The 20201-nt window shown below is 43.3% G+C and carries 19 protein-coding genes and 1 pseudogene; 9 read left to right on the top strand and 11 right to left on the bottom strand.

Annotated features, from left to right (window positions below; genetic code table 11):
* Positions 1-109 precede the first annotated feature (109 nt).
* The 3 genes and pseudogenes from ACZ5A8_RS01235 to ACZ5A8_RS01225 all read right to left on the bottom strand — a co-directional run.
* Positions 110-271: pseudogene (locus ACZ5A8_RS01235) on the bottom strand (transposase); the annotation flags it as partial.
* A 276-nt stretch (positions 272-547) separates the two neighbouring features.
* Positions 548-1906 (bottom strand): hypothetical protein, encoded by a 1359-nt coding sequence (locus ACZ5A8_RS01230; RefSeq protein ID WP_464531773.1) that lies wholly within the window; start codon positions 1904-1906, stop codon positions 548-550.
* Between the two features lie 232 nt (positions 1907-2138).
* Positions 2139-2537, bottom strand: coding sequence for a hypothetical protein (locus tag ACZ5A8_RS01225; protein ID WP_464531772.1), 399 nt, complete (start codon positions 2535-2537; stop codon positions 2139-2141).
* Between the two features lie 202 nt (positions 2538-2739).
* Between ACZ5A8_RS01225 and ACZ5A8_RS01220 the strand changes: the two genes are divergently transcribed.
* Positions 2740-3321 (top strand): hypothetical protein, encoded by a 582-nt coding sequence (locus ACZ5A8_RS01220; RefSeq protein ID WP_464531771.1) that lies wholly within the window; start codon positions 2740-2742, stop codon positions 3319-3321.
* A gap of 414 nt (positions 3322-3735) precedes the next feature.
* Positions 3736-5364, top strand: coding sequence for a thermosome subunit beta (thsB, locus tag ACZ5A8_RS01215; RefSeq protein WP_229387398.1), 1629 nt, complete (start codon positions 3736-3738; stop codon positions 5362-5364).
* A 400-nt stretch (positions 5365-5764) separates the two neighbouring features.
* Here the strand turns inward: thsB and ACZ5A8_RS01210 are convergent, their stop codons facing one another.
* Positions 5765-6154, bottom strand: coding sequence for a DUF473 domain-containing protein (locus ACZ5A8_RS01210; protein ID WP_229387396.1), 390 nt, complete (start codon positions 6152-6154; stop codon positions 5765-5767).
* A gap of 4 nt (positions 6155-6158) precedes the next feature.
* The gene (locus ACZ5A8_RS01205) at positions 6159-6908 is read right to left on the bottom strand and encodes a proteasome assembly chaperone family protein (protein WP_322225174.1); all 750 of its coding nucleotides are present in this window, start codon (positions 6906-6908) and stop codon (positions 6159-6161) included.
* 462 nt (positions 6909-7370) lie between these two features.
* Between ACZ5A8_RS01205 and ACZ5A8_RS01200 the strand changes: the two genes are divergently transcribed.
* The 5 genes from ACZ5A8_RS01200 to ACZ5A8_RS01180 all read left to right on the top strand — a co-directional run bounded on the left by ACZ5A8_RS01200 (position 7371) and on the right by ACZ5A8_RS01180 (position 13355).
* Complete coding sequence (locus ACZ5A8_RS01200) at positions 7371-7958, top strand: pyruvate kinase alpha/beta domain-containing protein (RefSeq protein ID WP_464531769.1); 588 nt, start codon at positions 7371-7373, stop codon at positions 7956-7958.
* 291 nt (positions 7959-8249) lie between these two features.
* Entirely contained in the window at positions 8250-9722 is a 1473-nt protein-coding gene (tgtA, locus tag ACZ5A8_RS01195) for a tRNA guanosine(15) transglycosylase TgtA (protein WP_464531768.1), read from the top strand.
* Positions 9723-9977: 255 nt separating this feature from the next.
* The gene (locus ACZ5A8_RS01190; RefSeq protein WP_464533975.1) at positions 9978-10919 is read left to right on the top strand and encodes a UbiA family prenyltransferase; all 942 of its coding nucleotides are present in this window, start codon (positions 9978-9980) and stop codon (positions 10917-10919) included.
* Positions 10920-10936: 17 nt separating this feature from the next.
* Positions 10937-12094 carry an NAD(P)/FAD-dependent oxidoreductase gene (locus ACZ5A8_RS01185; protein ID WP_464531766.1) on the top strand — a complete coding sequence of 386 codons (1158 nt, stop codon included), beginning with the start codon at positions 10937-10939 and terminating at the stop codon, positions 12092-12094.
* 121 nt (positions 12095-12215) lie between these two features.
* On the top strand, positions 12216-13355 hold the full coding sequence (locus ACZ5A8_RS01180) for a radical SAM/SPASM domain-containing protein (RefSeq protein ID WP_464531765.1): 1140 nt from the start codon (positions 12216-12218) through the stop codon (positions 13353-13355).
* 441 nt (positions 13356-13796) lie between these two features.
* Here the strand turns inward: ACZ5A8_RS01180 and ACZ5A8_RS01175 are convergent, their stop codons facing one another.
* Positions 13797-14654, bottom strand: coding sequence for a coiled-coil protein (locus ACZ5A8_RS01175; protein WP_229387382.1), 858 nt, complete (start codon positions 14652-14654; stop codon positions 13797-13799).
* A 40-nt stretch (positions 14655-14694) separates the two neighbouring features.
* Positions 14695-15402: a phosphoserine phosphatase SerB gene (gene serB, locus ACZ5A8_RS01170; protein WP_464531764.1), complete on the bottom strand. Its 708-nt coding sequence runs from the start codon at positions 15400-15402 to the stop codon at positions 14695-14697.
* Between the two features lie 404 nt (positions 15403-15806).
* On the opposite strand from serB, the gene ACZ5A8_RS01165 reads away from it, so the two are divergent.
* Positions 15807-16637 (top strand): F420-dependent methylenetetrahydromethanopterin dehydrogenase, encoded by an 831-nt coding sequence (locus tag ACZ5A8_RS01165; protein WP_229388553.1) that lies wholly within the window; start codon positions 15807-15809, stop codon positions 16635-16637.
* A gap of 175 nt (positions 16638-16812) precedes the next feature.
* Here the strand turns inward: ACZ5A8_RS01165 and ACZ5A8_RS01160 are convergent, their stop codons facing one another.
* Together ACZ5A8_RS01160 and ACZ5A8_RS01155 are read right to left on the bottom strand one after the other, a co-directional pair.
* Positions 16813-17199 carry a DUF2111 domain-containing protein gene (locus tag ACZ5A8_RS01160; protein ID WP_322225201.1) on the bottom strand — a complete coding sequence of 129 codons (387 nt, stop codon included), beginning with the start codon at positions 17197-17199 and terminating at the stop codon, positions 16813-16815.
* 117 nt (positions 17200-17316) lie between these two features.
* Positions 17317-17979, bottom strand: coding sequence for a DUF166 domain-containing protein (locus tag ACZ5A8_RS01155; protein WP_322225166.1), 663 nt, complete (start codon positions 17977-17979; stop codon positions 17317-17319).
* A 156-nt stretch (positions 17980-18135) separates the two neighbouring features.
* On the opposite strand from ACZ5A8_RS01155, the gene tmk reads away from it, so the two are divergent.
* Positions 18136-18753 carry a dTMP kinase gene (gene tmk / locus ACZ5A8_RS01150; protein WP_464531762.1) on the top strand — a complete coding sequence of 206 codons (618 nt, stop codon included), beginning with the start codon at positions 18136-18138 and terminating at the stop codon, positions 18751-18753.
* Between the two features lie 195 nt (positions 18754-18948).
* On the opposite strand, the gene ACZ5A8_RS01145 is transcribed toward tmk, so the two are convergent.
* Together ACZ5A8_RS01145 and ACZ5A8_RS01140 are read right to left on the bottom strand one after the other, a co-directional pair.
* Positions 18949-19236, bottom strand: coding sequence for a hypothetical protein (locus ACZ5A8_RS01145; RefSeq protein ID WP_229387373.1), 288 nt, complete (start codon positions 19234-19236; stop codon positions 18949-18951).
* Between the two features lie 154 nt (positions 19237-19390).
* Positions 19391-20131 (bottom strand): HisA/HisF-related TIM barrel protein, encoded by a 741-nt coding sequence (locus tag ACZ5A8_RS01140; RefSeq protein WP_464531761.1) that lies wholly within the window; start codon positions 20129-20131, stop codon positions 19391-19393.
* Positions 20132-20201 lie beyond the last annotated feature (70 nt).

The raw sequence follows: 20201 nt of genomic DNA, 5'->3' as shown, positions 1-20201 counted from the left end.
TGTTTTTACACATTAATGGATAGATATCTCTTGTAATCAAAAGAATAAGTAAAATCATCGAAACCTCACCGTTAAAAATTAAAAAATAATTTTTATCATGCTTTATCTAAGAACGTAACAAATAGAAGATGGTATTCAGTATTTCTCGATAGTAATGAACGCGTTTTCTACCTCGATTCGTTCTTGGATTCGGAAAATGAGGTTTAATTAGTTGCCATTCTCGATCGGATAAATCGCTAGGATAAGGAAGTCTTCGAGATCGTTTTAACATTAACGAACAATCAAGGTACAAGGATTATTTAATTTTAAGACAGCCTCTAAGATATTAATTATTATTGGCTCTGGATAAAAAGAAATGAGATGCTGTAAAGTCTTCAAAGGCTAGTTACTATTAAATAAACTATTGAGAATATTTTACTTTATATGCACAAGCAAGCGATAAACTCTAAGAAGTCGTTTTCTAAAATCAAACCTCCATTAATATTAAAATATGAAGTTCTAAAAAAAAGACAGGGTACACATAACCCTGTCATAAACATATTCAAGGTTAAGCCCATACTGCACTGTAATTTACAGCCCAATTGTTCCAACAGTGAAGATACCATTCCTGATAGTGCTTAGTATAATTTGTCCAATCTCCTGTAACCCAGCAATGAAGATAATGAGTTTTCCAACCGATATTTAGGTTAACCGATTTTTTGAATTCCATATCATCTTTTATCCAAGTAATGACGCATTCGGCCTGCAAATTCTCTTTGGCCAAGTTTGGAAGTTCTTTAACTTGACCTTTTCTCATGAATGGGTCTTTGAACATATCCCATATGCTAGATTTTATCATTCCGAGCTTGAAATCCCAATCTCCTATAGTTCCAGACGATCTATTACATATATCGAAATCTGAGATGCTATGTGATTCTTCTTCAGAAATTGAATATTGAGCACTAAATCCAGGATCTTTCGAAATATCAACGCCCACACTGAAGGATGAAGATGTAGTATATTGTGTGACATTATTACAATTTTTAGGACTGCTTTCCATAGTAAATATATCTGCACTCTGCGCTTCGATGTGTATTTCTATTTCACTTTGAAAATACCCTCGTTCGTATGTATTATCCCACAGGATATTGCCACTACCTCCTGGATTGAAGCCTGCACCTCCTGAAGTTATTCTTAAATATTTACACCGCGGATCCTTATAGGAAGCAATAAGAGCAACCTCCAGCAGCAACATATTACAAAGCTTTTGGGTAGTACCAGCAACCGGATGATCCTTCGAATCAATCCTATAATATACAGTCTTACTTTGATGTTCTGGCAGCGCGGCCGGAGATGTGCCTGTAGAGAGATTCCTTTGAGCCAAAATTTGATATTCATCTTTAGTAATGCCTGTTTCGATCTTCGTCTCAATAATTTTTGCTTTTTCTTGAGGTGAGAGTTTAGAAAAAAGTGTAACTGAACATGTCTTTTCACCAGATTCAGTAGGTGGACTTAACTTAAGGGATCCATCTGATTCTTGATTAGCCGTCCTACTTGCCTCAGAGATTCCTGCCTCCAATGGTAAATCCAATACGTCAATAATTTTAGCTTCCTTCATATAAGGGAAAACTATACAGCATTCAGTATCCGTTCCCAGGTAGCATAATTTGGCCATAGAATTTTTACTGACATTATATAAGACAACAGGTATATCTGATTCCATCGAAGCCTTAAAAGCACCTATAATAGTTGGAGCAATCTCATCTTTGTTTTGTAAGTTGATGAGAAGAGATGCGTTTTCAGCCGATCTTTCTTCAATATTTCTAACTTCCCCATAAGGCTCTATCGAATACAAGTTATCTAATTCTTTTAGAAGTAGATCTTCTTTAGACATATTTATTACTTGGATTTTACTCTTTATGCTCATAGTACTCATCTCCCAAAAAAGTTTAGATTATTGGAGCTCATCCCAAAAATCAATATTATTGTTTACATCGATAAATGTGTTAGAATAATTTTCATGGCCGAAAACTGATTTATGTCTCAGAATTTGAAAATTAAGAGACTCATTAGAGTTTTGGGATCAGCTTATATAGTAAGGTCACAACACTTTTCGGATAGTCTCTTAATATCATTGTTCATTTTTTATAGTCTTGATTTTACCATTTAAAAAGAACTACATCAAATTCTTTGCATTGTCCCATGAAACATGCTTCTCCTTTAAGTGTTATTTGGTTTTGGGTCCAGTCAGCACAAAGATCTAATGAAGCACTTGCAACTCCCACATTTATTCCTATATGAGTACATGTATGAGTAGTATCTAGAATCCATTTACCCAGGCTGGTATCATTCCATTTAAGCTCAATAGATGCCATTGGGACACTAAGATTTAGTTCCCAACAAACTTTAAAACCGTAAGCTAGGCTGTAACAACCATTTTCTAGTCTTGCTTGGGGGCTAGTATCGCTGTCAAATACTGGATAATTAACACTAGGTTCTTGGCTCATTGTTTTTGATATTTTTCCGTACACTTCTCTTTGTTTATATGTTATTGGCACTATAAAATCTCCTTTTTTGATCTCTTAAAAAGTTTAAGTGGACTATATTGAGAATCAACTGATTAACTGTGCAAGTCTCGCAGCAATTTGTTGCTGTGAATAAAGCTAGAATAGAATACACACGTAAAAATAGGTTATCTGCGTATCGTATGTTCAGCATGTACATTAAAAAACTAATGGAGCAGATAAGAGGAATAGAATCGTGAGCTATAATATGAAAAGACACCGCGTTGCCACCACAATTTCAGAGAAGCATTGGCAATTATTACAGAAACATGCAGAAAAATTTGAAACACAACAAAAAGCCCTGGAACTGGCGTTGGAATGTCTGGAAAACAATTCAAAACAGTGCCCGGAATTAACTGCTGAACAAAAATTTTGGCTGGCGTGTGAATCGATAAGTTCGGTTTGTTGTGTCCAAAAAGGGGCTTTAAAAATACTGATGGAAACTGTAAATCATGAGCGGTTTAAGGAGTATGTGACCAAAAATAAACCCATAGAATGTGTAGTACAGTTTTTTCTCCAGAAGCCTCTTAACGAGTGCAGTATAAAAGAGGTTGTAGATGGACTAAAGATTGTTTTTGGAACATCACACATGTTTGATACAGTAGATTACAGGGACAATGGAGACTATTATTTGCTGGCACTAACTCATAGTCTGGGCCTTAATAATTCAAAATTAAATTTAACAACATTCGAAAGTTTATTTGAAGCATGTGGAGCCAATGTCGAGAGCAAAATCTCCGAAAATACAATTTTTATGAAGGTATTTAAAGAGAAATAACCAGTACTGCGATTCTTAAATAAGTTTATAAAACTTGACTTTTGAATTGATTAACCGATCACGGATTTTTCCACAAAGTAAGGAAATTATATCGGAATCGAAGCACTAGCATTTTTTATTAGTCCTCTTGAGCTCAACTAACTATGTAACTATAAAGTAGTCCTCTTGAGCGAAGCGGCAGCGTAGCGAAAAGGACCGAGTACTCCCGAGGCGCAATTCGGGTGAGACGGAAATCGGGCATTAAAAGGACCAGAAGACCCTGTTTTCAAGATTTAGAACCTGGCCTCCAGAGGAATTCTTATATAGAAGTGCTTGCATTAAGAATAGGAAAAATTACGCACAAAGATAAAGTGCTCAGAAATACTACTGATAAAAATTCATAGAAATTCATATCATTATAAAGGAGACTAAAATTTGGCAGCACAACCGATTTTTATTTTAAGAGAAGGCAGCAAGAGAACTCACGGTTCCGACGCTCAGCATAACAATATCATGGCCGCAAAGGCAGTGGCTGAGGCAGTAAGAACCACTCTTGGGCCCAAGGGTATGGACAAGATGCTTGTGGACTCAATGGGAGACGTCGTCATCACCAATGACGGTGCAACCATCCTCAAAGAAATGGACATCGAGCACCCAGGTGCAAAGATGATCGTAGAAGTCGCCAAGACCCAGGACGCCGAAGTAGGGGACGGAACCACCACAGCAGCCGTGCTCGCAGGAGAATTCCTGACAAAGGCAGAAGACCTGCTGGAAAGCGGCGTGCACCCGACTGTGATCGCGAGCGGTTACAGACTTGCAGCAGACCAGGCTACAAAGATCCTGGAGACTATCACTATCAGTGCATCTCCGGAAGACATTGAAACTCTTGTGAAGATAGCAGGCACAGCCATTACAGGAAAGGGCGCAGAGTCCCACAAAGACCAGCTTTCCAGGCTCGCAGTCCAGGCAGTTAAGTCCGTTGTCGAGATAAGCGAAGACGGGAAGATAACTGTAGATATCGAGGACATAAAGACAGAAAAGAGACCTGGCGGCAGCATTAAAGATTCAGAGATTATCGAGGGTGTAATTGTCGACAAGGAACGCGTTCACACCGGCATGCCGGAAGTTGTGAAGGATGCAAAAGTCCTTCTTTTAAGCGTGCCAATCGAACTCAAAAAGACGGAAACCAAAGCCGAAATAAAGATCACCACCCCTGACCAGATGCAGCTTTTCCTTGACCAGGAAGAATCCATGCTCAGGGAAATTGTGGAAAAGGTAATTAAAACTGGTGCGAATGTGGTCTTCTGCCAGAAGGGCATTGATGACCTCGCCCAGTACTACCTGACAAAGGCAGGCATTTTCGCAATGCGCAGAGTCAAGAAGAGTGACATGGACAAACTCTCAAGGGCAACAGGTGCAAAGGTTATCACAAGCATGGATGAAATAGAGGAGTCCGACCTCGGCTATGCCGGTCTTGTGGAAGAAAAGGACGTTACAGGCTCCAGAATGACCTTCGTCACAGGTTGCAAGGACAGCAAGACAACCTCAATCCTTCTACGCGGCGGAACAGAGCATGTAGTGGACGGACTTGAGAGAGCCCTCGAAGATGCTCTCAGAGTAGTGGGTGTTGCCCTCGAAGACCAGAAGATCGTTGTTGGTGGCGGAGCACCTGAAATAGAACTGGCCCTGAGGCTCAAAGAATACGCAGCAACCCTTAAAGGTAGAGAACAGCTTGCTGTAATGAAATTCGCTGAGTCCCTCGAGATCATTCCCCAGACCCTTGCAGAAAATGCAGGACTTGACCCGATTGACATGCTTGTGGAAATGCGTTCCCAGCATGAAAAAGGTAACAAGAGGGCTGGACTTAATGTCTACACAGGCAAGATCGAGGATATGTTCGAAAACAATGTTGTCGAACCCCTCAGGATCAAAACCCAGGCAATTAACGCAGCTACAGAAGCAGCAATCATGATCCTCAGAATCGATGATGTAATTGCTTCATCCGGTATGGGAAGAGCAGGCCCAGGCGCAGGTCCGGGCGGCGAAATGCCGGAAGATATGTAAGAATTCAAAACTAAACGTAAGAATTTAAAACTAAGCTGGTGGTTTCCGGAAAAGTTCAAATTTTCCGGGCCCCTTTTTTATAATTCTTTTTTATAAACTTCTTTTAGAAATCTCTTTTAGAAATCTCTTTTAGAAATGGGCTTTTACCTGAGAGGAATAGAAATCTATTTTCAGCATATATTTTTATAGGAAGAATAGTTTCCAGAATAGATTTTTTTGGAAAATTTTTCTTAGAAATTAATTCAAGAAAAGTAAAGAAAAAAAACGTTTTTCAGGAAGATGATGGCATGCTAAAGCCAGATCTTTATTAAAGAGAGTTACTTATTAAAGAGAGTTACAAATTTCGGAAAAAAACATTTTTCAGATTGAAGTCTGGCACAGTAAATTAAATTTAATAAAATTACCGAGCTTCATAGCACGAGATTTCCCTTGCATCTACTTTTACAGGTTTCCCGAGTTCATTTGAAACAACATTTCGTACCCTTGCCATACACCTACATTCAAGTTGAATGCGGGCTGACAGGGTTTCTCGCTCTTCAAGGTATAGCTCATTTGAGCTGACAAAGGAGTGAACCGATACCTGTTTTTGAACAACCCTCGCTATGAGTCCCTGAGTCCCATCAGTAAGGTCCTGAAGGCTCGTAGAAGTCAGGAGAACACTATCTCCTGCATTGAGCCCGAGTACTCCGAAGAAGTTCTGCGGATTCCGGATTTCAAGAGTCCTGAGCTCGTGTGTTTTCAGGATCTCAATCACGGAATCGGCAATTCCTGTTAACGTGGTGTACTCCATAGGATCACCCGTACATTGGGAACTCCTTTTTGACTTCTCCTTTCCGCTCGGTAGCCTGAACATCTTCAGAGAGCTTCTGGAGTTCAATTTCTATGCGCTCTGCCTGTTCTATAAGCCTTTCAGTGCTGACAGAGAGACCATACAACTTATTAAGGACTCCAATCACAGAAGATGCAGCTCTCGGATCGGGATTCTGGGTTTTTGTAGCCCCGAGCAGGCTAATTGCGGGAATCCCACGTAGCAAGCATTCAGCCATTACGCTGCCCGAGATTCCAGAAATAGTTCCCATCTGGAAAATTTCTACTTTGTCCCTGATTTTATCCAGCATTTCCGACGTGGTAGCTGCTCCGAAAACCTTGTGCCCTCCATCCATAATGGCAATCCCCGCAATAGAAGCGATCTCCTTGACATTGATAGATTCAGCCCAGTCCACGAGAGCATTGCTCACATCATAGGAAACCGAGTGGCTGATAGGAATATCGGAGATGACTATAATGATGTTGTGTTCTACGTTTTCGTAGATCCGTACAGGCATGTTTATAAGCCCTTCATAGAGCACTGCAATTGAAGGAAAATACCTGGACTCAATGGAGCCTATATACTCCATATTCATCTCTTCGATCATGTGCTGACTCGCAATATTCCCCACAAGCCCGATTCCGGGAAAACCTTCAATCAAAACAGGGTTTTTTGACTGCACAGGTTTGGTAATAATCTTCACGTCATTGTCGTCATAGTCTGTAGTAGTTGACAAAAAACCACCTCAATGAATACAACCCCTATGATTATATCTGATCTAATCCTAAATAAACAAGTTTCTCGCCAGCCCGGATCTGTGTTACTTTCTGCGCAGACATCAATAAAAAAATATCGATGAATCCGGGATTCCGAATGCCATAACCCTCTTTTTCATTAAAAGAGAATCCTTTTAATATATATCTTTTCTCATGACAGAGGAAAAATAATTCAGATTAGGAGCGTTTATCCTGATTAACATACCTTCTCCTCTCGATGCTTGCTAATGTAAACTGCGTTTATGAAGAATAAGAAAAGGAGAGGAAAAAGAGTTTCATAGAAAAAAGTTTCATAGAAAAGAAGGAAAAAATAACAGGAAAAAGACAGAAAAGTGGCAGAAATAAACTTAAAAAGTTTATAAAATAACTAATGAAAGAAGCTCATAAAAGAAAATTAAATCAAACACCGGAGGAAGTAATTCGTGGAAAAACCAGTTCTTTATTTGGACAGCGTAGGTGAAGAAAACACAGACGCAGTTGTTGAGGCTGCAGCAAAAAGAGCAGCAGACCTTGGAATATCCCACATTGTAGTTGCTAGTACCAGTGGGAAAACCGCTCTAAAAATGGCAGAGGCAGTAAAGGGTAGCGGCATAAAGGTAATTGGAGTAAGCCACCAGTACGGGCAGAAAGAAAAAGGCGAATGGGAAGTAGAAGAGGAGTACAAAAAAAAGCTTGAAGAACTTGGAGCAATAATTACCACCCAGTCACATATGTTTTCCGGAATAGAGCGTTCGATCACAAAGAAGTTCGGAGGCTATTCAAGGCTTGAAGTAATTGCCGATACCCTGCGTTCCCTTTTTGGAAAAGGTTTCAAGGTGGCTGTAGAGGTTGCCATTATGGCAGCAGACTCAGGCCATATCCCGGTCTCGGACGATACCGAAATCATAGCCATAGGAGGCACAAGATGGGGTGCAGATGTGGCTCTTGTACTGAGGCCGGCTCATAGCAATGATTTCTTCTCCCTTCAGATAAGGGAAATAATTGCAATGCCGCGGGCAAAAGAGGACTGATTCAAAAAAAGAAGAATAAGAGAAGAAAAAACCGGGCAGAGGGGGGCTACATCTCTGCTCCGTTTTTCCGCAGTTTACCTGCTTACCCGTAGTTCACTACTTGATTGAGATCAGAAAGGGAATTGGGACCCTTGATTATAAACGAATACACTGTACTCAAACTAAAGAGAGTAAATCTTTATTTTTTAAGTCCCGGGGAGCAAAGCAGGCAGATGCAGCTTTCTACACCAGGTGGTCTTCCTTACCAGTCCCCAAAGATAAATATATCTGAGAGGCATCTATAACCGCGGCATGTCAGCTATATTCGAAATTCTAGACAAGGACGCAGGCGGCAGGATAGGGAAACTCAGGACTCCACATGGGACTGTTGAGACACCTACTGTCATGCCTGTAATAAATCCGAACATTCAGCTTATCTCCCCGAAAGAGATGAAAAGCTTCGGGGCAGAGATTCTGATCACCAATTCATATATTATTTACCGGAAAGAAGAGCTGCGAAGTGTCGCCCTTGAAAAGGGGCTGCATGGACTCCTTGGCTTTGAAGGGCCAATTATGACAGACTCGGGCTCTTTCCAGCTTTCAGTATACGGGTCGGTAGAAGTTACAAATGAAGAAATTCTAGGATTCCAGCAAAAAATCGGGAGCGACATCATAGTCCCACTTGATATCCCGACCCCTCCGGATGTCCATTTCAGGAGAGCGGAAGAAGAACTTGCAGTCACTGCCGAACGCCTGGAAGCTGCCCGCAAATTCATTCAGGGGGAACAGCTCCTTGCAGGTCCGGTACAGGGCTCGACCTATCCCGAACTCAGGGAAAAAGCTGCATCTCACCTGAAAGACTTGAACTTTGAAGTTTATCCCCTGGGGGCAGTTGTCCCGCTAATGGAATCCTATCGTTACGCAGAGCTTGTGGATGTAATTGCCGCAGCCAAAAAAGGTCTTTCTCCAACCTCACCTGTACATCTTTTCGGGGCAGGGCACCCTATGATGTTTGCTCTTGCAGTTGCTCTCGGTTGCGACCTTTTTGACTCGGCAGCCTATGCTCTCTATGCCAAGGACGGGCGTTATATTACTGTTAACGGGACGTATCATGTAGAAAAACTGAACTACCTTCCCTGTTCCTGCCCCATCTGTTCTAAATATACTGCCGACGAGCTGAGAAAAGCCAAAAATAAGGAGGAGCTTCTCGCAAGGCATAACCTTTATGCAACCTTTGCAGAAATCCGGCTGATCAAGCAGTCCATAAAAGACGGAAAACTGCTCGAGCTTGTTGAGCAGCGCTGCCGTGCCCACCCGAAACTTCTTGACGGATTGAAAAAACTCTATACCCACTCTGCCTGGCTGGAACAGTATGACCCTGCAACCAAAAGCACATACTTTTACTGTGGCCCGGAATCCGCCTCTCGGCCGGAAGTCCTGCGTTTCGGAAAGCGGCTGGAAAGGTTCAGCATAGAAGGTTCGGCAATAATACGAACAGGCCCGGTTAAAGGAGAAAAGGACTATGACCGGATCCTGATATTTAAAGCGCCTTTTGGAGCTTTTCCTGCAGAAATGGAAGAGGTTTATCCCTTCAATGCCGAGATTTCGAAGTTTCCGGACTATGAAGCTCTCAGCACAGCCCTCTCAAATACAATTAAATTGATGGATCTGAATCCTGGGGCAGAATTTACCTTTATTTGTGAAAGGGAGTTTGAACATCCTTTGATCGAAGAGATCGGGAAAAAAGCAAAGCTCGTATACAGGGATGCCTGGAAAAAAGAATAAGCACATCATAGCTCCTTAAAGGGGCCTGAATTTTTTACGGATTCTTAAATCGGTCCAAGGGGTCCTCATACATCTCATAAACCCTCAGTTGCTGTCTCATGTCAGGATTCTCCTGAAAAAGAGAAAAAGGAAACTTTTTTGAGATGCTAATGTTTATAGGACTAACTGTAAAACCCCTGATAACACTAAAAATCTGACAATTCCCGATAATACAACCAACCCCCAATACAAACCAGAAAAGCACAGGTGAAAAGATTGTCCCTTACAGCAAGAATCGGGGAACTCAGCCCCTACCTCCGGCTGATGAGGCCCGAGCTCTACTACATGGACCTTACCCTCCCGGCCTCAAGCGCAATCCTTGCTTCCTACCTGGCAACCGGAGGGCTGCCCTTATTTGTCCCCTTCTTGATTGCCGTGATAGGAGGCTTTGCGGCCATAACCAGTTCATATGTTTTCAATGACTGCTGCGATGTCGATATAGACACCATCAATATTCCGGACCGTCCTCTGCCTGCCTCGAAAGTATCGAAGAATTCGGCGATGATGTACGCCTTCTTGCTTCTGCTTATCGCAGGTGCGGCAGCTACGTACCTGAATCCGGAATCCCTTGCAGTCCTGTTTATCGCAGCTGCAACTATTACTATTTACTCAATCTTTGCAAAACGCAGCACCTTCCTGAGTTTCCTGCCTGTCGGCATCTCCTACGGGCTCGTGCCTGTGGGAATCTGGCTTGCCTTTGACCCTGCAGGAATCCTTAAAGGCAGTGACGGAGTGATCCTGCCCCTGCCTGCAATCTGCTTCGGACTCATGATTTGCGTTACAGACTGGGCTTTTACTCTGGGAGGCGTTGCCAGGGATGTAGAAGGGGACCGGCTAAAAGGTGCCCCAACTTTGCCAGTAACCTTTGGAATTCCATTTACCGCCAGATTTGTAACCTTCTGGTGGATTGTCGGAGTTATTGCTTCAGTTATAATAGGCTGGTCAGCCAGACTCGGACCGGTATTTTTTGCAGGAGCTCTTGCCTCAGGGCTCTGGATGCTTTCTCAGTGCCTTGATTTTATCAAGCATCCGACGCCTGAGAGGGGCGGCGCGCTTTTCCTTAACGGCTCAAACTACAGGGCAATAATGTTCGGGTCAATGATCCTGGATGTGGTGCTCTGCATATATCTTGGATCTTACACCTCCGTTCTCTGGTGAAAAAAGGATAGAAAAAAATGGATGCGGATATCATTGTAATAGGGGCGTCCCCTGCAGGGCTCATGGCAGCCAGAAATGCCTGTGAAAAGGGTGCAGATGTTCTTCTGCTGGAAAGAAAAGAAGAGATCGGGACTCCACCACACCCTGCAAACTCTTTTTTTAAGGGGATGCTTGACAGGTGCGGAGAAAAGGCAGACTCATCTTATATCGTGCATTACCTCAAGGGCATGAAAATCGTTTCTCCGGAAGGACGAGAAGTTATCATAGAAACACCTGGCTATTCTATCGACAAAACAAAATTTGACCGGTTTTATACAGAGAAAGTGATTAAAACCGGCGTTAACCTCAGGACAGGAGTAGAAGTAAACGATATCCGAAAGGAAGGCGGGGAATTCGCTGTCTGGACTTCTTCAGGGATATTCAGGTCGAAGCTTGTAATCATTTCCGATGGCATCAATTCAAAAATGGCGTCCCTTCTGGGTCTGAAAACAATGAAGCACCCGGAGGATATTGCCTGGGGAATCGAGCTGGATATCAGGGCGGCAGGGCTTGGGAGATCTAAAATGTTTGAGTACTATGTGGGAAACCATGCTCCCGGCTGGAAGACTACATATGCACCCAGAGGAGGAGATAATGCTGCAATCGGAGCTTATGTGCGCAGGTGCGGCAAGGATGCGACTCCTTACCTGAATGCCTGGATTGAGCGTTTCAAAAAGCTTAAAGGGCTCGAAGAAGTAGAAGTTGTAAGAAAACTTTCCGGGGGAGACCCCATTGTGACCATACCTGGTGAGTACATAATGGACGGAGTAATGGTAGCTGGAGGAGCTGCAGGTCAATCCGGGATAGGTTATGCAATGAGGGCAGGCCAGATATGCGGAGAAGTTGCGGCAGATGCTGTGAAAAAAGGGGACATTTCAAAAAATGCTCTTTCGGAATATCGGAAAACCTGGGAGAAAGAATTTAAGGTAGAGCATTATCTGGGCCGTATAGGGCTTGAAACTCTCAGGAAGATGACGGACAGAGAAATCGATGAGATGGTAAGGGTATTTGAAAAAGAAGACCTATCCTTTATCCACGGCAGCGCCTTTGAACAGGCTATGCATGTCTTTACATTCATGTTGAAAAAGAAACCTTCAGCTATGCTAAAATACAGGGCATTCCTGAGGAATAAATAAACCGGAGACGAAAGGCAAGCTGGAAAAGATTGAACTGAAGAAACGGAAAAAACGAAACCGGAAAAATAGAACGGAAAATACAGAAAGGAAAAAAATCACCAGAAGCCAATGCAGGGAAAATATGCAGTACGAGTTTTATAAAAATCCCCTTTTCAGGGTTTATGCCGAAATTGAAAATGGGTGCTTGAAGATGAAAACCGATGGGGTAGCATCACCACTCATGAAAAAAATCCTTACGGCAAACATCTCAATCTTTGACGGCGAAAAGCCTGCAAATGTAGAAGCTGACCGCCTGATCTATTCCACCTGGATGCCTCCTATTCCGAGCCCGGGCTTTGACCGGCTTGTGAAGAGCCAGCTATCGTCAATTTTCGGAAAAAATATGCCTGACCAGGTAACAATCTCAGTTACCGAGGATTGCCCCAACAACTGCATCCATTGCGCCCTTCCGGATACAAAAAACAGGGCAAAGCTTTCACCCGAAATCATTAAAGATACAATCGACCAGGTGCTCGAAATGGGCACAACTTTTGTAATTTTTGATGGAGGGGAACCGTTGACCTATCCTGGTCTGGAAGCTCTGATAAACTACGTTGACCCTGAAAAAGCCATTGCCGGAATGTTCACTTCGGGAGTCGGACTGACAGAAGAACGCGCAAGGAGCCTTAAAGCTGCAGGGCTGTACTCGCTTACAGTCAGTTTTGACAGCGCATATGAGGAAAAGCATGATTATGTAAGGGGCAGGAAAGGAGTATTTAAAAGTGCGGTTGAGGCGGTTAGGAACGGACTTGCAGTCGGGTTGCTTGTAAATATATATGTTGTGCTTTCAAGGGACAATGTCAATGAACTTGATGAACTCTACACCCTTGCAGCAGATCTCGGAGCCCATGAACTCTCTTTCTACGAAATAGTGCCGACAGGCAGATGGATAGACCACGCATCCGAGATAATGACCCCGAAAGACCTCAGGAAATTTGACAATTTTGTATTCCGGGTAAGGGAAAAAGAAGGTCCTAGAGTTTTTCCAATTCCACAGGTTATGAAGACCAGAGGCTGCATGGCAGGCAGGAAGTGGCTGCACATCACGCCTGAAGGAAATATCCTCCCCTGCGCCTGCATCCCTATCCCCTATGGAAATGTCCACAGGGACAGGATAAAAGATATCTGGAAAAAAATCAGGGGCGAACCTGCATATAACGCGAAATGCTGCCTTATGAGAGACCCCGAGTTCAGAGAAAAATATCTGAAGCTTCTGGAGTGAGCTCCAGACTTTTTGAAGAAAATATTTATGGATTATTCCGATAGCTGTAAAAGGAATTTCCAGCTCTTTTTTTCACGTGCCTTATGCGGTTTGAACCTTTAATATACATCAAATAAAAGGAAAAGCATCAGCCACGCCTGGAATACAGATAGTCAAATATTAACTGATAGAAGAGGATGTCAAAAAAGCGAAAGCAAACTACCAGCACAAGGCCCGAAACAAACACAGCTTGAAAACAAAAAACTCGATTGGATATCGTAAGCAGGGAATATAAAAGGCAGTAAACAGCCAACAGCGAACAGACCGCAGGTTCCGGTACTGAGCTGATAATGGGAAACTGAGATGGTAACAGAAAAAGGAGTGCAGGTAAAGGCGAAGTTGCCTTCACTTGCAATGGAAATTAAAAATTCCAGCGATGTAAAATCTATTCTATGAGATTGATTAGACTAAACCAGACCGCTGAAGGGTCATCAGGTCTTCGGTAGTAAGCTTTGCTCCGCCCTTGAACTTCTCGAAGATGGATTTGGCATCCTTCTGGAGTTCGGACTTGACAACACGGGACTTTCCGTCTTTGTCTTTCTTCTTAAGCTTGAAGATTTCTTTGTCAAGATCCCTGATTTCTTTCTGGGCGTTGATGAAAACCTTGTGCTGCTCGTCAGCTGCTTCCTGGGCTTTTACAAATTCGCGGTGTGCAATATCCGACTCTGCCCTGGTTCTGTCAGCTTCCTTGAAGGCGGTAATCATTTTCTCGTGGTATTCCTGGGCCTGCCTGGCATACTCGGCAAGCTCGTTGTGGAACTCCGAAGCTTCGTCTCTGATTAGCTGGGCTTCATCGAGGATAGTTTTCAGTTCGAGGTTGCCTTCGAGCTGGACTTTTTTAACCTGGTATTGTTTCTGAAGCTGTGTAATCTTACCAACGAGTTCTCTTTCCTTGGTGGTGCTCAGGACTTCAGTCTGCTGGGTGAATTCAAGGCGATCGATATCTTTCCTTAAGGCTTTGATTGAGGGCCCGCCAAGGTTATTCTGCTTCCTGATGGAATCTGCCTTTGCAAACAGGTCGTTTGCTCTGGCGTTGGTATCATCGCGCTTGTTCTTATATTCGCTGACCTTTTCGTTGATCTCGTCCCTGAGAACTTTCAGTTCCTGGGCTTCGTTGATAAGGTCTTTTGTCTTCTTGTTCAGGTCATTGCGCTTTGCGGCAAGAGCGCTGGCCTCAGCGTTTAAAGTATTTCTCTTTTCCTTGGATTCTTCAGAAATGTCCTTCAAATCTGATCTTTTTTTCTGCAATTCCTTTAGCATCTCTTATTGTGCCTCCCGGTCCAGCAAAAAAGCTGGCATTTTAGTAGTGTTCGATGTCGACATGCTGTGCCTGATTACAAAATTGATAAGAAAGAGACTCAAGAACAGGGATCACGGCTCTAAGGTCTTTGATTGTTATGACCACGTCCGCATATTCCCTAAGGATGGGCTTTGGATTGAAAGCTATGGCAAAACCTGCTATCTCAAAAATACAGGCATCGTTTGCGCCGTCCCCGACAACCACACACTGCTCGGGCCTGACATTATAGAGCCTGGCCAGTTCCTCGAACACCTTTGCTTTGGAATCGCTTTGTGTGACAGGACCGACAACTTCGCCCGTGAGGCAGCCGTCTTCCACAAGCAGTTCGTTGGAGACAACGAAATCAATACCAAGCTCTTTACCTACCCTCTCGGCAGCTATTGTAAATCCACCGGAAATCATCGCAGTCTTATAACCCCGATTTTTAACATGCAGGACAAGTTCGGCTGCTCCCGGCATAAGATTGATCTGATTTACAGCATCAAGGGCAGTTTTAAGGGGAAGCCCCTTAAGAAGTCTAACCCTTTCTGCAAGCGCTTGCTCGAAATCGAGGTCTCCATACATCGCTCTCTTCGTAATCTCCTCTACTTTGCTTACAACACCTGCAGCCCTGGCGAGCTCATCGATGGTCTCAGCGTCTATAAGGGTGCTATCCATATCAAAAACAATGAGTTTGTTTTCAGTAGAATTATGTATAGGACAGTTCACTCAATCAAAACCTGGACCTGAATATCTATAGATATAGCGGGACAATTTCCCGAAAAAGGGCACATTGCCCAGAGTACCGTTTAGGGGTACCCCCGCAGCCTGACATAATATATGCGCCCTGACATTAAAAGCCCACCAACGGATAAAGTTCTTCAAATTATAATGCGGGTTTCGCGAAAACAAAACCACAAAACAACAGCATTGATGTCAACGTTTTTGAGTGAAATAAATCACATCCCTTTTAAGCTTTTCGGAGGAGCAATGAAACATACCGAATAATAATTATAAATAGGACAGATATATATAAAATAAGGGTGATAAGGGATGAAGATTGCCAAAAGGATTATAAACCCTTTAGGAATTCCACTATTGAAGAAAAAGGTCAACACAGGATTTTGAGAAAAATGGTCAACATAGGCTTTATAAAAATGGGCAACCTGGGAATGAGCCAGGTTATTAATTTAATCCAGGATGAAATTGCAGCGCGAGAGGGAATTACTGTAAGAGTATTCGGCACTGGTGCCAAAATGGGCCCTGCAGATGCTGCAGATACTGAAAGCTTCAAGCAGTGGAATGCTGACTTCGTGGTAATTATCAGTCCGAATGCAGCAGCTCCAGGCCCTACCGCAGCCCGTGAAATCTGGAAGGACGTACCCTGCATCGTAGTTTCAGACGGCCCTACAAAAAAGGAAGCACGTGAGGCTTTTGAGCAGGATGGTTTCGGATACATTATCCTTCCGGTAGACCCCCTTATCGGAGCAAAAAGGGAATTCCTTGACCCGGTCGAGATGTCGGCCTTCAATTCCGACGCTATGAAAGTACTTTCCGTCTGTGGTGTTGTAAGGCTTATCCAGGAAGAACTCGACAAAGTAACAGAACAGGTCGCGTCCGGAAGGTCAGGAAAGGATCTGGAACTCCCGCACATCTTCGCAAAACCTGAGAAATGTGTTGAACATGCAGGCTTTGCAAACCCTTATGCAAAGGCAAAGGCTCTTGCTGCCCTTCACATGGCTGAGAAAGTTGCACAGGTTAACTTCCCTGCTTGCTTTATGTTAAAGGAAATCGACCAGGTATGCCTCACAGCCGCAGCCGGGCACGAGATAATGGGAGCAGCAGCACAACTCGCAACTCAGGCAAGAGAAATTGAAAAATCCAATGACACAGTCTTCAGGCAGCCTCACGCAAAGAGCGGAGCCCTGTTGAAAAAGGTCAGGTTATACGAAAAGCCAGAGTAACGCCGGAAAATTTTTTCTGGTTTTAAAACTCAGACCCTGGATTTCATTGAGTATTGGAGGAGTTGGAAAAATGTCCCTCTTAAGCCTTGAAAAGAGGTGGGGACAAAATCCTCCCATAAAAAGAAATTAGTTTTTCCTTTTTTTATAAAGTTATGTTTATAGCCCTGCTCTGGCTTCATTTTTTTGCATCTTCTTCTACTTCTTCCAGTACAGAGGTATATTCCTGAAAGACAGATGGAAGATCAATAGTAGCCAGAAGATCAACAATCCCGACAGCCGCAACAACCTTTCCATCCTTTGAACAGATAGGAGCGACTACCACATGTTTTCCACGATACATGCCTTCTGCGGGAACTTCATGGGCAATCTTGCTGGTCTTCAATACCTCTTCGAGTATAGGTCCTGTATAATCCCTGTCAAGGACTTTTCCCTTTTCCAGGCGAAGTCCTCTTCTTTTAAGGCTTCTAATGGTGGTAGGGAGTCCCATTAGAGAGTGTATCGCAACTGCTATTGGCTCAAGATCTTCAGGGCCTGAGTCTTCAGATATAGTTAGGGAAATAATGTTTTCACCCCCAGAAAGTACTTGGCAACCGGTACAACAAAAACAGGGGTCTCATGAACAAAAAACTGACCCCTTTTTCTGTCTTATTTAGATTATATTTTTTCAAAGAATATATAATCACTCCTCATTCTCAAGCGCTTTTATGAGCGCCTGCTTGTGCAGTTCTCCAGACTCGTGAATCCCTCCCATGTCGCCCCTTGCAGCCCGGCAGGGATAGTGCTGGATCAACAATCCGGCTTTTGGAGGGGCATCCTTTACAGGAACTCCGATAATTTCCTTTGCCATATGCCATGTACTCCCGCAAGGGGCGCCTTTTATGACCTCAACTTTAGCTATTTTTCCGTCCTCCGTCTTAACTTTCAGAACAGGAGACCCGAAGATCTCAGCAAAGGGACGGTTGAAAGAGTTGGGTTCCAGGGTACAGCAAATTTCATCCACCTCTACATCCATTCCGGAAGTTTCGGAGATCCTTTTAAGTTCAGGAACCGATGCCCTGGAAGGGCCTCCTGGAATAATCAAAGAGCGCACCCCGGCTTTTGCGGCAAGCTTTGCAATTGCTGATGTCAGGTCAGGATGCAGGGAATAGCTGACCACAATGTCGGCAGAAAAGACACGCCCATCGAAATTAAGGTTTTCCAGAAACTCATCCGGTTCCTCAATAAATACAGGCACAAACTCAGGCAGGTCGGCAGTTACAACTGAGAAATCGCTGTGTTCCTTTACAGTTTCAACAAGGCGATGCCCGTACTTGCCCCTTGTGATAACTCCTATTACGGTCATTACTTTAAGGTATTTTTAATATTTACATAAATAGATGCTTATTTTATCCGGAACTACTGCCTTGACCTGCAGCTGTCCGACACTCTCTAGAGACTATAAATACAGATAGTGCATTTGAATGAAAACCTGTAAAGAAAAAATTTAAAGGCGGTCCTTATGAGAGGCAAACTGATCACACTTGAGGGTATTGATGGTTCAGGCAAGAGTACGGTTGCAAAAAAAATTCAGGAAAACCATAAAATTAGCGTTTTTGAACCGGTTTTTACCAGGGAACCGACAAGAGACACCCTTACTGGAAATGCTGTCGAAAAAGCGATCCAGTCTGATACAGACCAGCTTGCTGAACTTTTTCTTTTTACAGCTGACCATGCCGAGCATCTGGCAAAGCTTGTGAAACCTGCACTTGAAAAAGGGAAAACCGTAATCTCTGACCGTTATTCTGACAGCCGCTATGCTTACCAGGGAATAACCCTTAAGAACCGTCTTGAAAACTCGCTCGAATGGGTAAAGAGCCTGCACAGAGGCTGGACCGTTATTCCGGACCTTACTTTTCTTTTCGACATTGAGCCTGAAATCGCGGTTGAGCGCTGTGGGAAGCGGGGAGAGCAGACCAAATTTGAAAAGATAGAATTTTTAAGGGGAGTCAGAGAAATTTTCCTTAGCCTTGCCGCAGAGGAGCCGGAGCGCTTTGTAATAGTTGATGCATCCTGTTCCCCGGAGTATGTGGAAAAAACAGTTGTGCAAAAAATTCTCGAGTTTGTTCAAGAGGATTGAATGAAATATTGATGAGATTGATATGAGATATTGATATGAGATATTGAGAGGGTATGAAAATTAAATTTTAGAAAATGAAAGGGTAAGGCAGGAAGTTAGCCTGGAGATTGATCCAGCTACTAAACTCAAAAACTAACCTTATATAAATATAAAGAATATAAAAAATAAAAAATAAAAAATAAAGTGAAAGTCCAGTTAGAGCTTATTATCATCCGCAAACTTGATCAGGGCTTCCCCAAGCATCCGAACGTGTGAAGGGTTGAGATTGAACCTGGACTTTTTCATGCCTCCACGCTCTTTTGCGAGTTCGACATATTCCTTTTCAAACCGGTCACTGTGTGCCAGGGAGATAGTCATGTACCAGCCGCCTCCCATCTTGATCTCTACGTACCCGTCTCCTCCGCTGCTTTCTTCGGTGCTTTCTTCGGTGCGTTCCTCTACTGGCTCCTCAATGCTTTCCTCAGTTACCTTTCTTGTTGCCATGCTGTAACCTCGTAAACTCTTTGTTTTTGTATTGAAATCTGATGTTATGGTGAAATCCGAGAATCTGGATATAAATATGCTAATTGGATTATAAAGATACTTGATGCCTTATATACCAGAGACATAAGGCAGATCATGAAGCCCCCCTGTGGATTCATGAATCGGCATTCTTCGTATCTCCAAGCCCCAGGGTCATCACTTCAGGACGGACCGAACCAGAGTGGACTGCAGTTGCTACCAGAGCGCCCTTTATACCGAGCCTGTCAAGAGCAAAAAGGTCCTCCATACCTCGAACCCCGCCTGCAAGCAATACATCGTGTACTGAGACCTCAGTCAGTTTGTGCAGAAATTCCGGGTCAAAACCAGAAGCTGTGCCGACCCTGTCAAGATCGAGAAAAATCAGATCCTTTAAGGGAAGTTCATTAAGAAGCTTTACAACTTCAAAAGGGTCTTCAGGGATTTCAGGATCCTGTTTCAGGATCTTTCCATATTTGACATCAATACTGACACTGATACGTCCAGGATTTCTGGAAGCTGCATCCTTTATTACTGCAAGCTTGCCGGTCTCCGTGCCTATAATTGCAGTTCCTGCAATAGAAAGTGCTTTATCCACATCTTTCAGAAGAGAGACCCCGAAATCAAGCATTGTATCTGCCTTTAAACTTACTTCCCGGATGATTTCCGCGTTAATATCAAGAGGGCCTTTGCCCTGCAGTGCATTCAGGTCAGCAATGTAGATTTCTCTAGGGCGTAAAAATTCAACTACTTCCATGGGAGCTGATGTTCGGCACACAACACTCGAATCCGAAACCGGACGATAGTTCTCCCTTACTCCACCTTTTGCAAGAACCACGTTACGGTTAAATATATCCATTACAAAGACTACTCGGAACATACTTATTCGATAATTGCATCATCCTATAAAAAAATATAAAATAAGGCTGATTGTATAAAAGGAACAATAT

This window comes from Methanosarcina subterranea (assembly GCF_055385895.1).
The sequence above is the reverse complement of the archived record's forward strand: the minus strand, read 5'-3'. Positions and strand labels throughout refer to the sequence as shown.